Source organism: Streptomyces sp. NPDC046261, from assembly GCF_040646235.1.
Lineage (GTDB): Bacteria > Actinomycetota > Actinomycetes > Streptomycetales > Streptomycetaceae > Streptomyces.
This window is the reverse complement of record NZ_JBEYZU010000004.1, coordinates 193138-206379: the sequence shown is the minus strand read 5'-3', so window position 1 is coordinate 206379 and position 13242 is coordinate 193138. Positions and strand designations below refer to the sequence as shown.

Sequence of the window (13242 nt, the reverse complement as noted above, 5' to 3'; positions counted from 1 at the left end):
CCTTATTGATCAACCCGGCCTCCCGGCCGACGCAAGGCGGTGACCGCGTGTACGTCTGCTCGTGCTTCGGCATCACGGAGCAGCAGGTGCGTCAGCACGCGGACGACGGGGCCTGCACGCCCCGCCAGATCGCCTCCGCCTGCAAGGCCGGCACCGACTGCGGCAGCTGTGTGCGCCGCATCCAGGCCCTGCTCGGCCGTGGCGCGTGCCCGCGCCGTGAGCTCGCCGACCAGGGGGAGTCCGATGTGCTGGCCCCCGACGTGACGCTCATACCGGCGTCCGCCGCCGCGCGGGAGCGGGCCGCCGCCTAGCCGTCGCGGCAGATCAGGCGCTTCCGCCGTTGCCGTTCTCCTGCTCGATGAACTGCGCGATGTAGAGCGGTTCGCCGAGTTTCTCGATCAGCTCCAGCTGCGTGTCGAGATAGTCGATGTGGTCCTCCTCGTCCGCGAGGATCGACTCGAAGATGTTGGCCGAGGTGATGTCGCCCTTGGCCCGCATGACCTCCACGCCCCGTTTGAGGCGGTCGATGGCCTCGACCTCCACCTGCCGGTCGGCCATGAACATCTCGGTGAGCGTCTGGCCGATGCGGACGTGGAAGAGCCGCTGATAGTTCGGCAGCCCCTCCAGGAAGATGATGCGGTCGGTCAGGACCTCCGCATGCCTCATCTCGTCGAACGACTCCGCACGCGTGTGCGAGGCGATCTTGGTCCAGCCGTGATGCTCCTGCAGCTTCGCATGCAGGAAGTACTGGTTGATGGCCGTCAGCTCGGCCGTCAGCTGTTCATTCAGGAACTCGATGACCTCGGGGTCGCCCTGCATCGCAGAGTGCTCCTTCCTGGGGGCACCGCCCACGGCCGTCCAGGCCGGTGGGGGAGGATGACTTGCAGGTTGCGCGCATCCTCGCACTGCCCTTCGGAGCCGTCCAGTAAGTGCACACTTAGTGGGAGTTGCACCGATACGTCTCCACCGGCCCGGGCCCTGGTCATCACCACTGCCGAAGGTCTGACACCATTGACCTATGGGGCCCTCAAAGAACACCGAAAGCCGCAAAGGGGAGCTCCCCCAGCCGCCGCTGGGAGGCGCCCCCGAGCTGCCCCCGGGGCAGCGGCTCCAGCGCGGATGGCCGGTGACGCACTACGGACCGGTCCCGAAGTTCAAGCCGGACCGCTGGGAGTTCCGTGTCTTCGGTTCGACCGCCGACGGCGGCAAGCACTGCTGGACGCACGAGGAGTTCTCGGCGCTGCCGTACACGACGGTGGTGGCGGATCTGCACTGCGTCACGAAGTACAGCATGCTCGGCGCCGAGTGGGGTGGGGTTTCGGCCCGTACGATCCTCGAACTCGCCCCGCCCGCACCCGAGGTCACGCATGTGATGGTGTGGGCCGAGTACGGCTTCAGCTCGAACCTTCGCCTCGCCGACTTCACCGCCGGGAAGACCATCTTCGCCACCCACAAGGACGGTGAGCCCCTCACCGCCGAGCACGGCTTCCCGGTCCGGCTGGTGGTGCCGCACCTCTACGCCTGGAAGGGCCCCAAATGGGTGCGCGGCGTGGAGTACATGACCGCCGACCGGCGTGGCTTCTGGGAAGAGCGCGGCTATCACAACATCGGCGACCCCTGGCGCGAGCAGCGCTACTCCTACCAGGAGCAGCCGGGCGAGGGCCCGGAGCTGTAATCGCGGCCCCCGCGGCCGGGCGTGCCGGTCAGCCGTCCCGCAGGGCCTTCAGCCGCGCCACGTCCGCGGCGTGTCCCTCCGGGCCGCCCGGCGTCTCGATCGTCAGCGGCACGCCGCGCGTCGCCGGGTGCGTGAACAGCTCCGCGAAGGGCTCGGCGCCGATATGGCCGGAACCGATGTTCTCGTGCCGGTCCTTGTGGGCGCCGACGACGTCCTTGGAATCATTGGCGTGAATGAGCCCCAGCCGCCCCTCGCCGACCACGCAGACCAGCTCGTCGAGCGTCTGCTTCATCCCGCCCGGCCCGGCCAGGTCGTGCCCGGCGGCGAACAGGTGACAGGTGTCCAGGCAGACACCAAGCCGGGGGTGGTGCTCCAGCGCGTCGAAGTACGGTCCCAGGTCCGCCGCCAGTGAGCACAGCGAAGCCCCCTGACCGGCCGTGGGCTCCAGCAGCAGCCGCGGGTCGTCCTCGTGGGTGAGCTCCTCCAGCAGCGGCAGCAGCCGCTCGTGCACCTGGGCCAGCGCCTCGTGGCGGGGCCGGCCGCCCGTCGCGGAGCCGGTGTGCACAACGACGCCACGCGCGCCGATCTCCCGGCCCCGGCGCAGCGAGTGCCGCAGCGATTCCACCGACTTCTCGACCGTGACCTCGGTGTGCGAGCCGAAATTGATCAGATAGGGCGCGTGCACGAAGACGGGCAGCGCCAGGCGGGCGCAGGCGGCACGGAACTCCTCGTCCTGCCGCGCCGTGCCGGCCGGCGTCGCCCAGCCGCGGGGGTTGGCGACGAAGACCTGGACGGCCTCGGCGCCCATCGCCCGGGCGTACGGCAGGCCGGTACGGGCGAGGCCGCCGGCCACAGGGATGTGGCCGCCGACGGGGTTGCGCAGCCGGCCGGCAGGAACGGCGTCCAGGGCCGCGGTGCTCATGCTCACGGTGGTCAGAATCCGCTCTTCATCCGGATGACGATGGTCTCGCCCTTGGCGGCCTGCTCGCCGCCCCGCACGGACTGGCTCTCGACCGCGTCCTTGGGGAAGAGGAACGGCCGGTCCACCTTCACCTGGAAGCCCGCCTCCGTCAGGGCCTTCCTGGCGTCCGCCTCGCTGCGGCCGGTGACGTCCGGAACGGCGACCATCTCCTTGCCCTTGGAGACGGTCACGGTGACGGTGTCGCCCTCGGCGGCCCGGGAGCCCTTGGCGGGGGACTGCTCGGCCACGGCGCCCTTGTCCCGGGGGGAGAAGACCTCGGTGTCCGAGACCTTGACCTGCAGGCCCGCGCCGCGCAGCGCGGTGGTGGCGTCCGCCACCGACAGGCCGGTCACATCCGGGACGTTCAGCGGCTTGCCCTTGCTGACGACGAGCGCCACGGGCGACTCCGGCCGCAGCTGCGCGCCGGGGCGCGGGTCGCTGGAGAGCACCGCGTCCTTGGGGGTCTCGTCGCTGAACTGACGGCTGACGTCGCCGACGATCAGCCCCAGGCCCTCGATCTTGCGCTTGGCGTCCGCGAAGGGCATGCCCGCGAGGTTGGGCACCTCGGCCCGCTGGGGGCCGCGCGAGATCGTGATCGTCACCTTGCCGGTGTTGCGGATGCGCTCGCCGGGCTTGGGGTCGGTGGCGATGATGTGGCCGCGCTCGACGGTGTCGCTGAACGCCTGCCGGGTCTTCACGCCCAGCCCCGCCTTGTCCAGCTCGGAGGTCGCCCTGGCCTCGGTCATGTCCAGGACGGCCGGCACGGAGGTGAACTGGCCGGAGTTGATGTACCAGACGCCCGTGCCCGCCAGGACCGCCAGCAGTGCGGCGGCCGCCGCCAGCACCCAGCGGCGCGGCAGCGGCCACCCGGTGCGCGGCGGGCGCGCCGGGGCGTGGTGGCCCGGCGGCGCGACGGGTGGGGGCGGCAGGTCCAGCCGCGAGGTGCGGTTGAGCTGGTCGTCCTCGGCCCGCGGCGGCAGGGGCTGCGCGGTGACGCGCGGGATCACGCTCGTACGGTCCTCGGAGCCCGCCTGGTCCGGCTGGGGTGCGGCCGCCTGCGGCGGCACCGCGTCCAGCTGCTCTGGGGACAGCGCCGCGCGCACCCGGCGGACCTCGCCCAGCAGGGCGACCGCGTCGCCCGGCCGCAGCTGGGGGTCCCGGGCGGTGGCGGCGGCCACCAGGGCGTCCAGGCCCGGCGCGAGGGAGGGGACGGCCGCCGAGGGCGGCGGTACGTCCTCGTGCAGGTGCTGGTAGAGGACCTGGGCGGGGGTGCCCCCGCTGTGCGGCTTGGCGCCGGTGAGCATCTCGTAGAGCACGACGCCGCAGGCGTAGACGTCCGCCCGGGGGTCGGCCGTGCCGTGCTCGATCTGCTCGGGGGCCAGATACGACACCGTGCCCAGGACCGAGCCGGTGCTGGTCGTGGTGTGCGTGTCCACCGCCCGCACCAGCCCGAAGTCGGCGACCTTGACCCGGCCGTCGTCGCCGATCAGGACGTTCTCCGGCTTCATGTCGCGGTGGACCAGCCCCGCCAGATGCGCGGCGCCCAGCGCGGCCAGCACCGGCTCGAGGACGTCGAGCGCGGCACGCGGCTGCAGGGCCCCGCGCCCGCGCAGCACGTCGCGCAGCGTGCATCCGGCGACGTACTCCATCGCCAGATAGACGTACTGGCCGTCGGTGCCCTGGTCGAAGACGCTCACCACGTTGGGGTGGTCGAGCCGGGCCACGGACTTCGCCTCACGGATGAAGCGCTCCACGAAGGCCCCGTCGGCGGCCAGCGAGGGGTGCATCACCTTCAGGGCGAGCACCCGGTCGAGCCGGGTGTCCATGGCGCGGTAGACCGTGGCCATGCCGCCCACGGCCACCCGCGCCTCGACGCGGTAGCGGCCGTCGAGCAGGTGATCGACAAGGGGGTCCGGCAGGGTCGTATCCACGGCACAGGAGTTTACGAGCCGGGACCGACACCCCGTGCGCGTTGGGCCTCGCTCAGGCTTTCTGAAGCCGAACAGTGACAGGAATGCCTGTTCGGGGCGGCGCTAGGGGCGTCCGAAGGCCGGCCGCTCGGGGTCCAGGTCCGCGCGGCCCTCCACCGGCGACGACGCCTCGGCGAAGTGCCGGCGCGGGATCCGTCCCGCCCGGTGGGCCAGCCGGCCCGCCTCCACCGCGTGCCGCATGGCCTCCGCCATCATCACCGGCTCCTGCGCGCGCGTCACGGCCGAGGCCAGCATCACGGCCGCGCACCCCAGCTCCATGGCCAGCGCGGCGTCGGAGGCGGTGCCCGCGCCCGCGTCCAGGATCACCGGGACGCCCGCGCGCTCGGTGATCAGCTGGAAGTTGTGCGGGTTGCGGATGCCGAGCCCCGAGCCGATCGGCGCGCCCAGCGGCATGATCGCCGCACAGCCGACGTCCTCCAGCTTGCGCGCCAGGACGGGGTCGTCGTTGGTGTACGGCAGCACGGTGAAGCCGTCGTCCACCAGGATCTCGGCCGCGTCCAGCAGCTCGATCGGGTCGGGCAGCAGGGTGCGCTCGTCGGCGATCACCTCGAGCTTGACCCAGTCCGTGCCGAGCGCCTCGCGGGCCAGCCGGGCGGTGAGCACGGCCTCGCCGGCGGTGAAGCAGCCCGCCGTGTTCGGCAGCACCCGGATGCCGTGCTTCTCCAGCACCGACAGCACCGAACCCCGCACGGTCGCGTCGAGGCGGCGCATGGCGACCGTGGTCAGCTCGGTCCCGGAGGCGATCAGCGCGCGCTCGAGCACGTCGAGGCTCGGGGCGCCGCCCGTGCCCATGATCAGCCGGGAGGTGAAGGAAGTGTCCGCGACGGTGAGCAGATCGTCTGCCATCTGTGCTGATCAGCCCCCCTGCACCGCGGTGAGGACCTCGACGCGGTCACCCTCGCCGAGCACGGTCTCCTGCCACCGGCCCCGGGGCACGACGGCTTCGTTGACGGCGGCGGCGACGCCGCCGCGCGCGTCGGTGAGCGTCGCGACGAGAGCGCCGAGGGTCGTCCCCGCGGGGACGGCACGGGGCGCTCCGTTGACGCTGACGCTGAGGGAAGGGGTGGCGACTTCGCTGCCGGTCATGCGGACTGCTCCTGGAATGCGGGGGTGAAGCGTCGGGGGGAGAAGGGGCGGGCCGCCTCGGGCAGCCGCCCGGTGGTCAGGACCTCGGCCATCACGTCACCGGTGACGGGCGTGAGCAGCACGCCGTTGCGGTGGTGCCCGGTGGCCGTGTGCAGCCCCGGCAGCTCGGTCGGTCCGAGCAGCGGGGCGTTGTCGGGGGACCCCGGGCGCAGCCCCGCGAGGGTCTCCACCAGGGGCAGCTCGGTGATGCCGGGCACCAGCTCGTGGGCGTCGCGCAGCAGCTCGTAGACGCCGCCGGCCGTCACGGTGGTGTCCCAGCCCAGTTCCTCGGTCGTCGCGCCGACGACCAGCTCGCCGTTCTCGCGCGGCACCAGGTACACCGGGCCGCCGCGGACGACCGCCCGTACCGTCCGGGAGAGGAACGGCCGGTGGGAGGCCGGTACGCGCAGCCGCAGGATCTGGCCCTTGACCGGGCGGACGGGCGGCAGCACGTCCTCGGGCAGGCCCGCGAGACGGCCGCTGAGGCTGCCCGCCGCCAGCACCGTCTGCCCGGCGGCGACGCGGGTGCCGTCCGCGAGCTCGGCCCCGGTGGCCCGGCCCGCGGCGAGGAGGGCCCGGACGGCCTCCGTCCGGTGGAAGACCACCCCGGCCCGCTCACAGGCCGTCAGCAGGGCCCGCGCGAGCCGCCGGGGGTCGGTCTGGTGGTCGCCGAGCGCGTGCAGCCCGCCGCGTACGCCGGGTGCGAGCATCGGCTCCAGCCGGCGGCACTCGCGCCCCGTCAGCCACTGCGACTCCAGGCCCGAGCGCTGCTGCAGGGCGTGCAGCTCCCGCAGGTGCGCCCGGTCGTCGGCGTCGAGGGCGACGGCGAGCGTGCCGCAGGCGCGGTAGCCGGTGTCCTGGCCGCTGGCCTCCTCCAGCTCGGCCGTGAACTGCGGATAGCGCCGCGCGGACGCCAGATTGAGGGCGAGCAGCGTCTGCTCGCCGTAGTGCAGCTCGGTGACGGCGGCCAGCATCCCGGCCGCCACCCGCGCCGCCCCGCCGCCGGGCGCCGGGTCCACGACGGCGGTGCGCAGGCCGCGCTGGGCGGCGCGCCACGCCGTGACCAGGCCGATGACGCCGCCGCCGATGACGAGGACGTCGCAGGAACGGTGCGCGGGGGTGCGATGCGCGTGCATGGGCGTCCAGCCCCTCCCTTCGCCGGCATGACCCGGATCAGGTTCGTACGGTCGGAGGCCGTCCAGCCTCCCTCTCAGCCCGGTGCGTCCGGGCTCCCGCGAGTGCGTGCAGCGGCCACCCTAGTACGCGCCGCGGACCGGCCGGAAGGGCGGCCGCGCCGTGCCGGCGGCCGGACGGGCGCCGGAACGCGCCCCCGGACGAGGCGGGTGAGGCGGGACAAACCTCGTGACGCTGTGTCAGAGGTCTCCTCACGCGGTGCTCCGACAGACGCGGGCCGTCGCCCTACAGTTGATCGGGTGAGCGAGCAGACGAATCCCCCTGGTGACCGGCGCGTCGTCATCGTCGGCGCGGGCATGGCCGGCGTGCAGACCGCGGTCGCCCTGCGCGAGCAGGGCTGGAACGGCGCGATCTCCCTGCTGGGCGCCGAGCCCCACCGGCCGTACGACCGGCCGCCGCTGTCCAAGGCCGTGCTGCTCGGCAGGGCGGAGGGATCCGCCTTCGAGGTGGACTTCGACTCGCTCGGCATCGACCTCGAGCTCGGCCTGGAGGTCACCGGCCTGCGCGCGGACGACCACGTCCTGCAGACGCGGCGCGGCCCGGTCCCGTACGACGTGCTGGTCATCGCCACCGGCGCCGAGCCGATCACCCTGCCCGGCGCCGAGGGCCGGCCGGGCGTCCACGTGCTGCGCACCGTCGACGACGCGGAGCGGCTGCGCCCGGTCCTGGCCGGGCAGCGCGACGTGGTCGCGGTCGGGGCCGGCTGGATCGGCGCGGAGCTGGCGACCGCCGCGCGCGAGGCCGGCTGCCGGGTGACCGTCGTCGAGGCCGCGGACCGGCCGCTGGCGGGCGCCATGCCGCCCGAGGTCGCCGCCCACATGGCCGAGTGGTACGCCCACAGCGGGGCCCGGCTCCTCACGGGCGCGCGCGTGGCCGCCGTCGAGCCGGGCGCGGTCCTCCTCGCCGACGGCACCCGCCTGCCCGCGGACGCGGTGGTCGTCGGCATCGGGGCGCGGCCCGCGACGGCCTGGCTGGCCGGCTCGGGCATCGAGCTCGCCCCCGACCACTCCGTCGTCACCGACGACCGGCTGCGCACCTGCCTGCCGGACGTCTACGCGGTCGGCGACTGCGCCTCCTTCCCCTCCGCCCGCTACGGCGAGCGGCTGCTGGTGCACCACTGGGACAACGCCCTGCAGGGGCCGCGGACCGTCGCCGAGAACATCGTCCACGGACCCGCCGAGAGCCCGGTGTACGACCCGGTGCCCTACTTCTGGTCCGAGCAGTTCGGGCGCTTCGTGCAGTACGCGGGCCACCACGCGGGCGCCGACGAGCTCATCTGGCGCGGCAACCCCTCCGGAGCGGCCTGGACGGTGTGCTGGCTGCGCTCGGGCGTCCTGGTGGCCCTGCTGGCCGTGGGGCGGCCGCGCGACCTCGCCCAGGGGCGCAAGCTCATCGAGAAGGGCGCCGCCCTGGACCGCGCGAAGGCGGCGGACGCCTCGATTCCGCTGAAGTCCGCCGCGCTCTGAGCGCCCGGTGGGGTGATGTCCACGGGGGTTCTGGGCCCGGCTCGGGTCAACCCGGCTACCGGCTGTCAGTCCCGGATGGCAGGCTTGTCCCGTGACCGAGATTGACGCAAAGATCGATGCTCTCGTCCCCGCCTGGCTCAACCTCCCCGACATCGCGGAAAAGCTCGATGTCGAGGTGACGCGCGTCCGGCAGCTGGTCAAGGAAGGCCAGCTGATCGCGGTGCGCCGTGGCGAGAACCGAGTGCTCATGGTGCCCGCCGACTTCATCGGCGAGGGCAAGGTCGTCAAGGGCCTGGCCGGGACCTTGACGCTGCTGCGGGACGACGGCTTCAGCGACGAGGAAATGCTGGAGTGGCTCTTCACCCCCGACGACACCCTCCCCGGCACTCCCGCGCAGGCGCTGCGCGAGAATCGCGGCACGGAGGTGAAGCGCCGCGCCCAGGCGCTCGCCGTCTGACCGAGACCGAGGAGAACCGTCCGGCGCGCGGGCCGGGAGCCGCCTGAGAGGCGTCCCCGGCCCGTGCGCCGCCGACCCGGGGGAGAGACCCGATGTCCGTCACCGCGCGCGAGCGGCTCGCCGACGCCCGGCTGTACCTGTGCACCGACGCGCGCAAGCGCCAGGGCGACCTGCCGGAGTTCCTGGACGCGGTCCTCGCCTCCGGCGTCGACATCATCCAGCTGCGCGACAAGGGCATGGAGGCGGGGGAGGAGCTGGAGCACCTCGCCGTCTTCGCCGACGCGGCCCGCCGCCACGGCCGGCTGCTGGCGGTCAACGACCGCGCGGACGTCGCCCACGCCGCCGGCTCCGCCGTGCTGCACCTGGGCCAGGGCGACCTGCCCGTGCCCGCCGCCCGGGCGATCCTCGGCGAGGACGTGCTGATCGGCCGCTCCACGCACGCGGAGGCCGAGGTGGCCGCCGCCGTCGCCGAGGCGGGCGTGGACTACTTCTGCACCGGCCCCTGCTGGCCGACCCCCACCAAGCCCGGCCGCCACGCCCCGGGGCTGTCCCTGGTGCGCTACGCCGCCTCGCTGGAGCCTGTGCGGCCGTGGTTCGCGATCGGCGGCATCGACGAGGGCAATCTGGAGGCGGTGCTGGACGCCGGAGCGCGGCGCGTCGTGGTCGTGCGGGCCATCACCGAGGCGGACGACCCCGCGGAGGCCACCGCGCGGCTCGCCCGGCGCATCCGCGCCCACGCGGGACCGCTGCTGTCCGAGGCGTGAGACGGCCGCTGGATACCGGCCAGGCGAAACGGGCATATCGTCGATCCGGGTTGGGGGCGCCGCGGGCCGCTGGTTAACTTGCCGGTATGGCCCTTGGCACTGCCTCCACCAGGACGGACCACGCCCGCACGGTGCGTGACCTGCTTGCTTCCGGCGAGCGCTCGTATTCGTTCGAGTTCGCCGCCCCGAGGACGGAGAAGGGCGAGCGGACGCTGTGGAACGCCATCCGCCGCATCGAGGCCGTCGGCCCCACCTTCGTCTCCGTGACCTACGGCGCCGGCGGCTCCTCCCGTGAGGGCACCGTCCGCGCGACGGAGCGGATCGCGACCGACACCACCCTGACCCCCGTCGCCCATCTCACCGCGGTCAACCACTCGGTGGCCGAACTGCGCAACATCATCGGCCAGTACGCCGACGTCGGCATCCGCAACATGCTCGCGCTGCGCGGGGATCCGCCCGGCGACCCCATGGGCGAATGGGTCCGTCACCCCGGAGGGGTGCGCTACGCGGCCGACCTGGTCCGGCTCATCAAGGAGTCGGGTGACTTCTGCGTGGGCGTGGCCGCCTTCCCCGAGATGCATCCCCGGTCCACGGACTGGGAGACCGACATCAGGCACTTCGTCGACAAATGCCGGGCGGGCGCGGACTTCGCGATCACCCAGATGTTCTTCAACGCCGAGGATTACCTGCGGCTGCGTGACCGCGTTGCGGCAGCAGGTTGTGACACTCCGATCATTCCGGAAATCATGCCGGTCACCAACGTGCGACAAATTGAACGATTCGCACAGCTCAGCAACGCGGCGTTCCCCCCGGACCTGGCGGAGAGGATCCTCGCGGTGAAGGATGACGCGGCGGCTGTACGCTCAATCGGGATCGAGTACGCGACGGATCTGTGTGCCCGGTTGATGGCCGAGGAGATTCCCGGGTTGCACTTCATTACCCTGAACCACTCCACGGCCACGTTGGAGATCTACGAGAATCTGGGACTGCACCAGCGGTCCTGACGGCCGGCCGGCGACGGCGGCCGGACGAGAGGGGCGCTAATGGGCTGGACGGTCCTCTACATCGCGTTCGGGGTCGTCGCGCTCTGGCTGCTCGGCGAGGTGCTGCTGCAGTACAAGGCGCGGCTGCGCTGGCGGCTCCTCGCCTTCGTCGGCTTCCTCGGCGTCGTCGTGGGCGTGGTCATTCCCTCCGTGGCCGTCATCGTCGTGGGCGCCGTCGCCTTCGCCGTGGGCCAGACCTTCGTCACGCTCTCCTTCCGCCGGGGCTTCTCCCGGGGCTGGGCCATCCGCCGCACCGACGAGGAGGAGGGCTCCCCCGCCAAGGGCCGCGGCGCCGGCGCGAGCAGGAGCGAGAGCCGGGCAGGGACGGCGCGGGCCGGACGCCGCCGCAAGGCCGAGCGCCCCGCGACCCCGCCGCCGGCCCCCGTCTCCGACATGACGCTGCCCGCTTCCGGACCGGACGCGCTCGCGGCCGTCCCCAGCGTGGACAGCGCGGTGACGGAACTCATGCCCAACGTCCCCCAGCAGCCGACCGCGGAGCACCCTCCGGCCGCGGGCTACGACACGGCCGGCTATCCCACGGCTCAGTACGACACGTATGGCGGGGACACGCAGAACGCGGAGCCGGCCGCGGCGCCCGCCCAGGGCGGCTACGCCGGCCAGTTCGACTACGGCCAGGGACAGCAGTACGCGTCCTACTCCGACCCGTACATCGGCAACCGGCCGCCGTCCTACGAGCAGTACGACGGCTACGGCCAGCAGCAGCCCTATCCGCAGCAGCAGTACGGCACGGGCGGCTACCCCGCCGAGGCGTACGCGCCCCCGCAGTACGACATCGACACCCCGCCCGGCGGCGTGTGGGTGCCCCAGCAGCGGGACAACGAGATCGCGGACCTCGCGGTGCCGCCGGCCACCGAGCCCCAGCCCGGCCAGCAGCCCTACCCGCCGCAGCAGCCCGGCCAGGGCTACGACGAGCAGCGCTACCGCTACTGACGCCGCCGGCCGGCTGCCGGGCTCATCGCGAGCCGCGCCAGTCGGCCCCGTCCACGATCAGGCCCGCGACCAGCGCCCCCGACATCCCGGCGTGGGCCAGTCCCCCGCCGGGATGGGCGAAGCCACCCGCGCGGTAGAGCCCGGGCACAGCCGTGGCGTTGCCGGGGCGCAGGAACGCGCCCTCGCCACCGGCCAGGACAGGAGCGGGCACACCGCCGCCCTCGGCGCCGGTCGCCGCCTCCGTATCGGCCGGAGTGCGCACCTCCCGCCACAACAGCCGCTCCCGCAGCCCCGGTACGGCCGCCTCGGCGGCGTCCATCAGCCGGTCCGCGAACGCCGCTGCCGTCGCCTTGTCGCTCCAGTCGACGCGCCCGTGCGGCGCGACCGTGGCGGTGAGCGTGACGGCCTCATGCTCCGCGTCAGGGCGGGTCGCGGGGTCGTCCGGCCGCAGCACGGTGACCGTCGGCCCGTACGGCCCGGCGCCGGCCGGGTCCGGGCCGAACACGGCGTCCAACTCGGCCGTGCGGTCGCCCCCGTGGACCACCGTGCGGTGCGCCGTGTCCTCGGGCCGGGCCCCGGCGAGCGCCAGGAAGACATGGAACCTGCCGGCCGGCACGGGTGCGGCGCGGCCGTCCGCGCCCGGCGCGATCGCCCCGAGCTGTCCGGGGGAGACGCCGGCCACCACCATGTCGGCCTCGGCGACGCTTCCGTCGGCCAGCCGCACCCCGGCCGCGCGCCCGTCCTTCTCCACCAGGGCGGTCACCCCGGCACCGAAGAAGAACTCCACCCGCCGCGCCACGCACCGCTCGTACAGCGCGTCCGCGAGCCCTCGCATACCGCCGCTCACATACCAACTGCCGAAGGTCTGCTCCATGTACGGCAGCACCGCCGCGCTCCCGGGGGCGCGGCGCGGGTCGAGCCCGTACGCCAGGGCGTGGCTCTCCAGAAGGGACACCAGGCGCGGGTCCGTCAGCTCCCGGGAGGCCACCGACGCCAGCGTCACCGGCCCCCCGCGCCGGAACAGCGAGCGCCTCCGCACCGCCGGATAGGGGTCATGCCCCAAAGCCTGGACGCGCTCCTCGCGCAGCGGCTCCTCCAGCAGCGGGCGCCGCGTCGCGTCCCACACCTCGCGGGCCCGGTTGATCAGATCGCTCCACCGCTCGCCCGCGCCGGCGCCCAGCGCGCCGTCCAGCGCCGCCACGACGCCGGCCCGCGAGGCGTTGGGCAGGCGGAAGTCCGTGCCGTCCGCGAAGAGATGCCGGCTCGCCGGGTCGACCTGGGAGAGCCCAAGGCACTGCTCCAGCGACTCCTTGCCGGTCTTGACGAACAGGTCGCGGTAGACGGCGGGCAGGTGCAGCAGGCCCGGCCCCGTGTCGAAGACGAAGCCGTCCCGCGCGAGCCGGCCGACGCCGCCGCCGTATGTCTCCCCGCGCTCGTACACCGCCACCCGGTGGCCCGCGACGGCCAGCCGGGCAGCGGCTGCCATCGCGCCCATCCCGGCGCCGATCACCGCAATCCGTGCCATGCGCCCGACTTTATCCGGCCCCACCGACAACCCGGGACCGGGCGCCGGGTCCCTCCGCTGGTGCCGGGTGCTCACGTCTGAGTACGCGTA

At 73.6% G+C, this 13242-nt stretch carries 14 protein-coding genes and 1 riboswitch; of the genes, 7 read left to right on the top strand and 7 right to left on the bottom strand.

Annotated elements, in window-relative coordinates; genetic code table 11:
- The first annotated feature begins 47 nt into the window (after positions 1 to 47).
- Positions 48 to 311: a (2Fe-2S)-binding protein gene (locus ABZ956_RS10295; RefSeq protein WP_361889887.1), complete on the top strand. Its 264-nt coding sequence runs from the start codon at positions 48 to 50 to the stop codon at positions 309 to 311.
- A gap of 13 nt (positions 312 to 324) precedes the next feature.
- On the opposite strand, the gene bfr is transcribed toward ABZ956_RS10295, so the two are convergent.
- Entirely contained in the window at positions 325 to 819 is a 495-nt protein-coding gene (gene bfr, locus ABZ956_RS10290) for a bacterioferritin (RefSeq protein WP_361889884.1), read from the bottom strand.
- 199 nt (positions 820 to 1018) lie between these two features.
- Here bfr and ABZ956_RS10285 point away from each other — a divergent pair, with 199 nt between their 5' ends.
- Complete coding sequence (locus tag ABZ956_RS10285) at positions 1019 to 1675, top strand: sulfite oxidase-like oxidoreductase (RefSeq protein ID WP_361889881.1); 657 nt, start codon at positions 1019 to 1021, stop codon at positions 1673 to 1675.
- Positions 1676 to 1703: 28 nt separating this feature from the next.
- Here ABZ956_RS10285 and ABZ956_RS10280 read toward each other — a convergent pair whose 3' ends face one another.
- The 5 genes from ABZ956_RS10280 to thiO form a co-directional block, all read right to left on the bottom strand.
- Positions 1704 to 2597: a deoxyribonuclease IV gene (locus tag ABZ956_RS10280; protein WP_361890490.1), complete on the bottom strand. Its 894-nt coding sequence runs from the start codon at positions 2595 to 2597 to the stop codon at positions 1704 to 1706.
- Between the two features lie 11 nt (positions 2598 to 2608).
- On the bottom strand, positions 2609 to 4567 hold the full coding sequence (gene pknB, locus ABZ956_RS10275) for a Stk1 family PASTA domain-containing Ser/Thr kinase (RefSeq protein WP_361889878.1): 1959 nt from the start codon (positions 4565 to 4567) through the stop codon (positions 2609 to 2611).
- A gap of 102 nt (positions 4568 to 4669) precedes the next feature.
- The gene (locus tag ABZ956_RS10270; protein ID WP_361889876.1) at positions 4670 to 5473 is read right to left on the bottom strand and encodes a thiazole synthase; all 804 of its coding nucleotides are present in this window, start codon (positions 5471 to 5473) and stop codon (positions 4670 to 4672) included.
- 9 nt (positions 5474 to 5482) lie between these two features.
- Positions 5483 to 5713: a sulfur carrier protein ThiS gene (gene thiS, locus ABZ956_RS10265; RefSeq protein WP_361889874.1), complete on the bottom strand. Its 231-nt coding sequence runs from the start codon at positions 5711 to 5713 to the stop codon at positions 5483 to 5485.
- Positions 5710 to 6888, bottom strand: coding sequence for a glycine oxidase ThiO (gene thiO, locus ABZ956_RS10260; RefSeq protein WP_361889872.1), 1179 nt, complete (start codon positions 6886 to 6888; stop codon positions 5710 to 5712). Before thiO ends, thiS begins: the two co-directional genes overlap by 4 nt.
- A riboswitch (TPP riboswitch) is annotated at positions 6886 to 6998 on the bottom strand. (Overlaps the previous gene by 3 nt.)
- A gap of 187 nt (positions 6999 to 7185) precedes the next feature.
- Between thiO and ABZ956_RS10255 the strand changes: the two genes are divergently transcribed.
- The 5 genes from ABZ956_RS10255 to ABZ956_RS10235 all read left to right on the top strand — a co-directional run bounded on the left by ABZ956_RS10255 (position 7186) and on the right by ABZ956_RS10235 (position 11627).
- Positions 7186 to 8412: an FAD-dependent oxidoreductase gene (locus ABZ956_RS10255; protein WP_361889869.1), complete on the top strand. Its 1227-nt coding sequence runs from the start codon at positions 7186 to 7188 to the stop codon at positions 8410 to 8412.
- Between the two features lie 91 nt (positions 8413 to 8503).
- On the top strand, positions 8504 to 8869 hold the full coding sequence (locus ABZ956_RS10250) for an Rv2175c family DNA-binding protein (protein ID WP_361889867.1): 366 nt from the start codon (positions 8504 to 8506) through the stop codon (positions 8867 to 8869).
- Positions 8870 to 8961: 92 nt separating this feature from the next.
- On the top strand, positions 8962 to 9633 hold the full coding sequence (gene thiE / locus ABZ956_RS10245; RefSeq protein WP_361889864.1) for a thiamine phosphate synthase: 672 nt from the start codon (positions 8962 to 8964) through the stop codon (positions 9631 to 9633).
- Between the two features lie 86 nt (positions 9634 to 9719).
- Positions 9720 to 10637, top strand: a complete 918-nt coding sequence (gene metF, locus ABZ956_RS10240; protein WP_361889861.1) for a methylenetetrahydrofolate reductase [NAD(P)H] — start codon at positions 9720 to 9722, stop codon at positions 10635 to 10637.
- A gap of 39 nt (positions 10638 to 10676) precedes the next feature.
- Positions 10677 to 11627, top strand: coding sequence for a hypothetical protein (locus ABZ956_RS10235; protein ID WP_361889858.1), 951 nt, complete (start codon positions 10677 to 10679; stop codon positions 11625 to 11627).
- 22 nt (positions 11628 to 11649) lie between these two features.
- Here the strand turns inward: ABZ956_RS10235 and ABZ956_RS10230 are convergent, their stop codons facing one another.
- Positions 11650 to 13152 (bottom strand): NAD(P)/FAD-dependent oxidoreductase, encoded by a 1503-nt coding sequence (locus ABZ956_RS10230; RefSeq protein ID WP_361889855.1) that lies wholly within the window; start codon positions 13150 to 13152, stop codon positions 11650 to 11652.
- Positions 13153 to 13242: the final 90 nt, after the last annotated feature.

Coding starts and splice junctions, on each gene's coding strand:
- ABZ956_RS10270 (WP_361889876.1), bottom strand. CDS start 5,473: ATGGCAGACGATCTGCTCACCGTCGCGGACACTTCCTTCACCTCCCGG.
- metF (WP_361889861.1), top strand. CDS start 9,720: ATGGCCCTTGGCACTGCCTCCACCAGGACGGACCACGCCCGCACGGTG.
- thiE (WP_361889864.1), top strand. CDS start 8,962: ATGTCCGTCACCGCGCGCGAGCGGCTCGCCGACGCCCGGCTGTACCTG.
- bfr (WP_361889884.1), bottom strand. CDS start 819: ATGCAGGGCGACCCCGAGGTCATCGAGTTCCTGAATGAACAGCTGACG.
- thiS (WP_361889874.1), bottom strand. CDS start 5,713: ATGACCGGCAGCGAAGTCGCCACCCCTTCCCTCAGCGTCAGCGTCAAC.
- ABZ956_RS10285 (WP_361889881.1), top strand. CDS start 1,019: ATGGGGCCCTCAAAGAACACCGAAAGCCGCAAAGGGGAGCTCCCCCAG.
- thiO (WP_361889872.1), bottom strand. CDS start 6,888: ATGCACGCGCATCGCACCCCCGCGCACCGTTCCTGCGACGTCCTCGTC.
- ABZ956_RS10280 (WP_361890490.1), bottom strand. CDS start 2,597: ATGAGCACCGCGGCCCTGGACGCCGTTCCTGCCGGCCGGCTGCGCAAC.
- ABZ956_RS10230 (WP_361889855.1), bottom strand. CDS start 13,152: ATGGCACGGATTGCGGTGATCGGCGCCGGGATGGGCGCGATGGCAGCC.
- ABZ956_RS10235 (WP_361889858.1), top strand. CDS start 10,677: ATGGGCTGGACGGTCCTCTACATCGCGTTCGGGGTCGTCGCGCTCTGG.